Origin of the sequence: Flavobacterium aurantiibacter (assembly GCF_002251775.1) — a bacterium.
In the GTDB taxonomy this organism is placed as follows: domain Bacteria; phylum Bacteroidota; class Bacteroidia; order Flavobacteriales; family Flavobacteriaceae; genus Flavobacterium; species Flavobacterium aurantiibacter.
In genome coordinates, this window is the sequence record NZ_NOXX01000078.1 from 1 (window position 1) to 5,676 (window position 5,676).

The following is a 5,676-nucleotide window of genomic DNA, read 5'->3' on the forward strand; positions in this document are numbered from 1 at the left end:
AAGCTGGAAATTAATTTAATACAATTTTTGTCGTGTACTTAGCACTTAAACATAAAAAGAGGATAAAAAATGTACTGATCGTAATTTTGCCCATTTTCTGGGGAATTTGATAGCGTAAACCTACCAATCCCCAAGCGCATTTCCAAATTTTTTATCGATAAAGTGTGCAATTTATTCGATTAAATGCGTTAAAATAACTTTTTAAAACATTTGTATTATTTTAAAACACTGTACTCACACGTCAAAGAATAATAGCTTAATTACGAATCACTTAAGATCAGAAACAATTTTTTTCGCTGAAGGTAAAACGCAAACGTATATACTGTGTCTTGGCTTTAGAAGAATTAAGAAAAATTTGTCTTATTTAATACCATATTTGTCGATTAGATAAATCAACGACGTCATGGCAGCAGCGCCAAGTACTAATTCGCGTTTGTGAACATGTTCAAATGTATCGTTCGCTGCATGGTGGTGATCAAAGTACCGTTGAGAATCGGGCTGCAATCCGGCTTTTACGATTTTTTCTGATTTAAGCGGACCAATATCAACTCCGCTAAAACCTTTCACAAATCGGTGAATTAAATACGGCTCAAACAACGATTGCCAAGAGCGTATCTGCTCGAAATTCGCATCGTCGCAAACAAATGAAAAACCTCGCGGAGAAAAGCCTCCAAGGTCACTCTCTAGGGCAAATATGTGATTTTCGCCACGTTGGTTGCTGTATTTTTCATAAGCTAAACCGCCGCGAACTCCATTTTCCTCGTTCATAAACATAACCGCACGAATGGTTCTTTGCGGTTTGTACCCGATCTTCTTTAAAAGATGGAGTACTTCTATCGACTGCACACAACCGGCACCATCGTCGTGCGCACCTGTTCCTAAATCCCACGAATCAAGATGCCCGCCAACAACTATTATTTCGTCGGGGTAAACTGTTCCGCGAATCTCACCAACTACATTAGCCGACAAAACATCGGGATATTGCTTGCAACTTTGCTTGAAGAAAAATTCAAGATTCGGATTCAATTTCAATTCCAAACTCAAGCGATCTGCGGCATTCGTACTGATTGCTGCTGCGGGAATACGCTGATTTTCGGGTAAATCGCCATAGCCTGTTTGACCTGTATGCGGAAAATCATCAGCATGCAACGTCATGGAACGCACTATAACACCTACAGCACCGTATTTTGCTGCTTCGCGAGCGCCTGATGAACGCTGATCGACACAAGCTCCGTAAGCCCGAAAAGTTTCCACAAACTCTGGATTCATGGGTCGGTTAAAAAACACGATCTTACCTTTCAAGGCAGCTCCGCGCTTTTCTAATTCTTCGATAGATTGTACTTCTACAACCTGTGCCGTTAATCCGTTTTTAGGTGTGGCAACCGACATTCCCAAAGCGCAAATCGGCACTTTTACTTTTTTGTTTCCGGCTTTGTAGTAGGCTTCCTCGGGGGCACCTCGCTCCCACTTCGGAACGGGAACTTCCTGTAGATAAACTGAATCGAGTTCTAACAAGCGCATTTGCTCGTACGTATATTGAACCGCTTTTTCAGCGTTAAGCGAACCCGATAATCGACTCCCAATATTATTGCACAAATGCTCCAACCACACATACGACTTACCTTTGGTGAGTGCCGTTTTGTGGATTTCAGCCAACATTTCAGCATCAGTTTGTGCTTTCGCAGAAAATGAAACTGCAATGAACAAAAAAAGTATTGCGATTACTTTGCGTTTCATGCTTAGTGCCCGCCGCTCACTTTCTTACTGAAATCAATTCCTTGACTCTTTAAAATATGACTTACGCGCCATGCGTAAAATGCCAAGTAAGCAAAACAGATAACACCAACGATATAACTAAAGTGAATAGTCGTTAAATCGGCGACAAAGCCTTGCAACCAGCTTACTAAACCTCCACCCATAATCATCATGATGAGAAACGAACTTCCTTGACTCGTATTTTTTCCTAAACCGCTTATCGCTAAAGTAAAAATACATGGCCAAAGTGTACTGCAAAATAAACCAACACTTGTAAACGCATAAACGCTAACCATTCCGCTAGTTGCCATACCTATTAAAAGGGCAGCAATTCCCAATCCGGAAAAGATTAGCAGCATGGTTGCTGGATTTCCCTTACTTGCCATATCAGCTGCAATCAGCACTAAAATAACAAGTCCATAAATATAGAAAGGAGATAAGTCGTGTTTCATCAGCATATTCACCAACAAGAAAACACCAAAAGCTAAGTAAGGAGCCACAAATCGAAGTATTTTTTGTGTGCTCATATTGTCCGTAAAAGCCTCAACTGCGCCGGTCCATCGACCAATCATCAAACTCGCCCAATACAATGAAATAAAAGGTGCGACATCTTTAGTTGCAAATCCTAAACCATTTTCCATATATGCAGGCAAATTACTTGCCGTTGAAACTTCAACACCTACGTACACAAAAATAGCGATCATTCCGAGCACCAACTGCGGATAATCAAGAGCCGATTTTCTAGCGGAAGCTACATCTGCTTCGCTTTCCACCACAGCGGCTGGCTTGTCGGGTAGCGACGAAAACTTCAGAAAAATAGCGACAAGTAAAAATGCAGCACCCAATATCAGATAAGGCACCTTAACGCTTTCGATACTGAGCGTCGTCTCTGCATTAGAAGCTGCACCGAAGATGGCAAAACTTACTAATAAAGGTCCGATGGTAGTTCCTAAATTGTTAATTCCTCCGGCAAGTGTTAGTCGTTGCGAACCCGTTGTAATCGGACCTAAGGCAATTGCTAACGGATTTGCTACTGTTTGTTGAAGCGAAAATCCTAGAGCAACAATAAAAAGCCCAGACAACATCAACGGAAACGAACCTGTGTTGGCTGCCGGATAGAAAAGTATTGTTCCTAAAGCAGAAATTACCAATCCAAGTGCCAACGAATTTTTGTAACCAATCCGATTGATTAAATCGCCTTTTGTAGCATAGGAAATCAACATATAAATAATCGACCCAACTGTATACGCGATGTAGAACGCAACCGATACCAACTGGCTCTGACCTTGACTCAGATTAAATGCTGTTTTAAATACAGGAATTAAAATGTCGTTACTTGCAGCAACAAATCCCCAAAAAAAGAATACGGTTACGAGCGGAATAAACTGCGCCCAATTGGTCTTTTGACTTTCTGCACTCATGAAGTTTAATTTAATGTTTGGTTGGTTAATGTGTGTTTTCTTTTAAGGAATCGGAACGATAGAAACCGCTGCTCCTCCTCCTTCTGCCAAATGTAATTGTAATTTCGACTTCGAAGTCACTTGTATAGTTTTTATAGCATACGATTTTGGGTTCTTTTCCCAATGTGCAGCTTTACCGTCCTCATAAACAGTAGCTTTGTATTTCACGCCCGGTGTTAAAAAATCGAGCGAAATTTCGGTCTTTCTCGCGTTTTCATCGGTAATTGCACCCAAAAACCAACGCTCTGATAACTTGTCTTTACGAGCTACCGTTAAATAATCGCCCGGTTCTGCTTCCAAATACTTGGTATCTTGCCAATCGGCAGCTACATCTTTTATGAATTGGAACGCATCTAAATGACGTTCGTAGTTTTCAGGCAAATCGGCTGCCATTTGCAACGGACTGTAAAGCGTCACGTACAAGGCTAATTGTTTGGCTAAGGTTGTATGCACCTGCTCTTTTTTAGCCGGATCGAAGGCGCTCATTTTTATTTCAAAAATTCCAGGCGTATAATCCATAGGTCCGCCAAGCAAACGGGTGAAGGGTAAAATCGTTTCGTGCATCGGCGGATTTCCACTACTCCAGGCGTTAAACTCGTTTCCGCGCGCTGCTTCCGCGGCAATGTAATTCGGATACGTACGGTGGTAACCTGTTGGTCGTGTCGATTCGTGTGAATTAACCATAATTTTTTGCTCTGCTGCACGTTCGGCTACCCAATTAAAGTGGTTCAACATCGTTTGTCCGTCGTGAAATTCGCCACGCGGAATAATTCTTCCAACGTATCCGGTTTTTACTGCTCCGTATCCGTACTTTTTCATAAACGCAAAAGCCCGATCCAAACGGCGCTCGTAATTAGCAACCGAACCCGAGGTTTCGTGGTGCATGATCATTTTCACGTTTTTACTTTTTGCGTATTCGGTAATTTCCTTGATGTCGAAATCCGGATAAGGCGTTACAAAATCAAATACGTCTTCCTTCCAGTTGCCAAACCAATCTTCCCAACCGGTATTCCAACCTTCCACTAAAACACCATCAAAACCATGCGTAGCCGCAAAATCAATATAGCGCTTCACATTCTGAGTAGTAGCTCCATGTTTCCCTGAGGCAATTAACTCCTTACCTGTATTTTGTGCGTTTTGCGATCCGGCGTAATCCCAAGTCGATTTTCCAACGTGCATTTCCCACCAAACACCTACGTATTTCATGGGCTTTATCCACGAGGTTTCTTTGATTTTCGACGGTTCGTTCAAATTCAAAATCATTTTCGAACCCACGATATCTCGCGCATCTTTACTGATCATTACCGTTCGCCACGGCGTGTTGTAGGGCGCTTGCAAATACGCCTTCTCCCCTAGCGGATTTGGCGCCAAAAGTGCTGAAAACAAATACGATTTTGGGTCAACCGCCAAATGCATCACCGGATAATTTACCACCGCAGCTTCGAAGATATTAACGTACAAACCGGTAGTCGATTTCAACATCAATGGCGACTGTACCCCGTAACGCGTAGCAATCGATTTCATGCCGATTCCGTTGTTCAAATTCAAATTATCGACATCTATTTTCGAAATGGGTGTTTCGTTATACACATATTCTTGGCTGTCGAAATCGGCAGGAATCCAAAACGCTTTGTAATCTTCAGTGAGCTGAAAAGCTGTAAGTTCTTCAGAAACAACAAAATAATTCAGGTTGCTCTGCTTTGGGAACTCGTATCTAAAAGCAATACCTTCGTCGAAAGCGCGAAAATGAATGTTCAGCTGTCGTTTGTCGGAATCGCGCAATAAATTAAAAATCACCTCATTATAGCTGTTTACAATATTGCTAACCTCGCCAAGAACCGGTTGCCAAGTAGTATTTTCCGAACTTCTAGATTCGCCAACAACACGAAATCCAGAACTAAAATCGCCAATATCTTTCAGCTTGAACCCGAGTCGACTCACATCAACTACAACTTTGTTTTCGAATCTGACTTCATACGTCAACTGCTCTTTCGCGGAAAATGTCACGGTAATTTTACCGTTTGGCGACTTAAGTGTCTGTGCCTGCATAACCGAAGTTAAAATGAATACTAGTGGAAAAAATCTTTTCATAACCTTATTTAGATTGCGCTAAAAATAAGGCTTTTTTACTGAAAACGAGAGTTCGAACAAAAATCGCTTTTTCAGCGCAAACACCTAGATTTTCAAGATACAGCGAACTAGTAATTTTGATTTGGGCGCACCGGCAAAACTATTGGGTGGAAAATCCGTATGGTTTTGCCGTCCCGCTTTCGCTCATAGTCCTCGCTTAGCCCTATTGCATACGGGCAAGCTGTGGGCTAATCCGCTCAATCGGTTGCGCGACGTTCCTGCACCGTAAATAGTGCCGGCTTTTCTGCTGTCGAAACGCTACGGAGTGCGCTTGGGTAGTGTGCTAAAATTGTTCATAACCTACCTAAACGTTTATAAACGTTTAAACACG

Annotated in this window: 3 protein-coding genes; all 3 read right to left on the reverse strand. The window is 42.0% G+C overall.

What is annotated here, in order from left to right; genetic code table 11:
- Nucleotides 1-360 precede the first annotated feature (360 nt).
- The 3 genes from CHX27_RS00985 to CHX27_RS00995 are packed head-to-tail and all read right to left on the reverse strand — an operon-like array spanning nt 361 to nt 5,306.
- Nucleotides 361-1,737 (reverse strand): M28 family peptidase, encoded by a 1,377-nt coding sequence (locus tag CHX27_RS00985; RefSeq protein WP_094484913.1) that lies wholly within the window; start codon nt 1,735-1,737, stop codon nt 361-363.
- A 2-nt stretch (nt 1,738-1,739) separates the two neighbouring features.
- Entirely contained in the window at nt 1,740-3,176 is a 1,437-nt protein-coding gene (locus tag CHX27_RS00990; protein ID WP_094484914.1) for an MFS transporter, read from the reverse strand.
- Nucleotides 3,177-3,218: 42 nt separating this feature from the next.
- Nucleotides 3,219-5,306, reverse strand: a complete 2,088-nt coding sequence (locus CHX27_RS00995; protein WP_094484915.1) for a glycoside hydrolase family 97 protein — start codon at nt 5,304-5,306, stop codon at nt 3,219-3,221.
- Between the last annotated feature and the right edge of the window lie 370 nt (nt 5,307-5,676).